Here is a 2566-nt window from a genome sequence, read left to right on the forward strand (position 1 = left end):
GAAAGCTCCTATTATCCATATTAAGTAGGTCGGGACACGTGTTATCTTGACTGAAGATGGGGGGACCATCCTCCAAGGCTAAATACTCCTAACTGACCGATAGTGAACTAGTACCGTGAGGGAAAGGTGAAAAGAACCCCTGTGAGGGGAGTGAAATAGAATCTGAAACCGTATACGTACAAGCAGTGGGAGCATACTTGTTATGTGACTGCGTACCTTTTGTATAATGGGTCAGCGACTTATATTTAGTAGCAAGGTTAACCGATTAGGGGAGCCGTAGCGAAAGCGAGTGTTAACTGCGCGTTTAGTTGCTAGGTATAGACCCGAAACCCGGTGATCTAGCCATGGGCAGGTTGAAGGTTGAGTAACATCAACTGGAGGACCGAACCCACTGACGTTGAAAAGTCAGGGGATGACTTGTGGCTGGGGGTGAAAGGCCAATCAAACCGGGAGATAGCTGGTTCTCCCCGAAATCTATTTAGGTAGAGCCTCGGACGAACACCATTGGGGGTAGAGCACTGTTAAGGCTAGGGGGTCATCCCGACTTACCAACCCTTTGCAAACTCCGAATACCGATGAGTGCTATCCGGGAGACACACGGCGGGTGCTAACGTCCGTCGTGAAGAGGGAAACAACCCAGACCGCCAGCTAAGGTCCCAAAATATTGCTAAGTGGGAAACGAAGTGGGAAGGCTAAGACAGCTAGGAGGTTGGCTTAGAAGCAGCCATCCTTTAAAGAAAGCGTAATAGCTCACTAGTCGAGTCGGCCTGCGCGGAAGATGTAACGGGGCTAAGCAATATACCGAAGCTGCGGATTCACACTTATGTGTGAGTGGTAGGGGAGCGTTGTGTAAGTGGTTGAAGGTGAACTGAGAGGTTTGCTGGACATATCACAAGTGCGAATGCTGACATGAGTAACGATAATGGGGGTGAAAAACCCCCACGCCGGAAGACCAAGGTTTCCTGTCCCATGCTAATCAGGGCAGGGTAAGTCGGCCCCTAAGGCGAGGCAGAAATGCGTAGTCGATGGGAAACGGATTAATATTTCCGTACTTGTTATATCAGTGAAGGGGGGACGGAGAAGGTTATGCTAGCTTGGCGTTGGTAGTCCAAGTGAAAGTGCGTAGGGTTGATGTTTAGGTAAATCCGGACATCTACATGCCTGAGACACGAGACGAGACTCTAAGGAGTCGAAGTAGCAAATACCCTGCTTCCAGGAAAAGCCTCTAAACTTATGATATAGCGAACCGTACCCCAAACCGACACAGGTGGTCAGGTAGAGAATACTAAGGCGCTTGAGAGAACTCGGGTGAAGGAACTCGGCAAAATTGTACCGTAACTTCGGGAGAAGGTACGCCCTTGATTGTGATTGGACTTGCTCCATAAGCGATTGAGGGCCGCAGTGACCAGGTGGCTGGGACTGTTTATTAAAAACACAGCACTGTGCTAAATCGCAAGATGACGTATACGGTGTGACACCTGCCCGGTGCCGGAAGGTTAATTGATGGGGTTAGCGTAAGCGAAGCTCTTGATCGAAGCCCCGGTAAACGGCGGCCGTAACTATAACGGTCCTAAGGTAGCGAAATTCCTTGTCGGGTAAGTTCCGACCTGCACGAATGGTGTAACCATGGCCACGCTGTCTCCACCCGAGACTCAGTGAAATTGAAATTGCAGTGAAGATGCTGTGTACCCGCACCTAGACGGAAAGACCCCGTGAACCTTTACTACAGCTTGGCACTGAACATTGACCCTACATGTGTAGGATAGGTGGGAGGCTATGAAGCATTGTCGCCAGATGATGTGGAGCTGCCCTTGAAATACCACCCTTGTATGTTTGATGTTCTAACATTGGCCCCTAATCGGGGTTGTGGACAGTGTCTGGTGGGTAGTTTGACTGGGGCGGTCTCCTCCCAAAGCGTAACGGAGGAGCACGAAGGTTGGCTAATCCTGGTCGGACATCAGGAGGTTAGTGCAATGGCATAAGCCAGCTTAACTGCGAGACAGACACGTCGAGCAGGTACGAAAGTAGGTCATAGTGATCCGGTGGTTCTGAATGGAAGGGCCATCGCTCAACGGATAAAAGGTACTCCGGGGATAACAGGCTGATACCGCCCAAGAGTTCATATCGACGGCGGTGTTTGGCACCTCGATGTCGGCTCATCACATCCTGGGGCTGAAGTCGGTCCCAAGGGTATGGCTGTTCGCCATTTAAAGTGGTACGCGAGCTGGGTTTAGAACGTCGTGAGACAGTTCGGTCCCTATCTGGTGTGGGCGTTGGATGATTGATGGGAGCTGCTCCTAGTACGAGAGGACCGGAGTGGACGAACCGCTGGTGTTCGGGTTGTGATGCCAATTGCATTGCCCGGTAGCTACGTTCGGAATCGATAACCGCTGAAAGCATCTAAGCGGGAAGCGAGCCCAGAGATGAGTCATCCCAGAATGTTTAACATTCCTAAAGGGTTGTTGAAGACGACGACGTTGATAGGCAGGATGTGGAAGCGTTGTAAGGCGTTAAGCTAACCTGTACTAATTGCCCGTGCGGCTTAACCATACAACACCTCAAGTGT

At 50.7% G+C, this 2566-nt stretch carries 1 rRNA gene; it reads left to right on the plus strand.

Annotated elements, in window-relative coordinates:
* Positions 1-2550 (plus strand): 23S ribosomal RNA (locus KUL10_RS18420); the annotation flags it as partial.
* Positions 2551-2566: the final 16 nt, after the last annotated feature.

The organism is Glaciecola sp. KUL10, from assembly GCF_003203515.1.
Classification (GTDB): Bacteria; Pseudomonadota; Gammaproteobacteria; order Enterobacterales; family Alteromonadaceae; genus Glaciecola.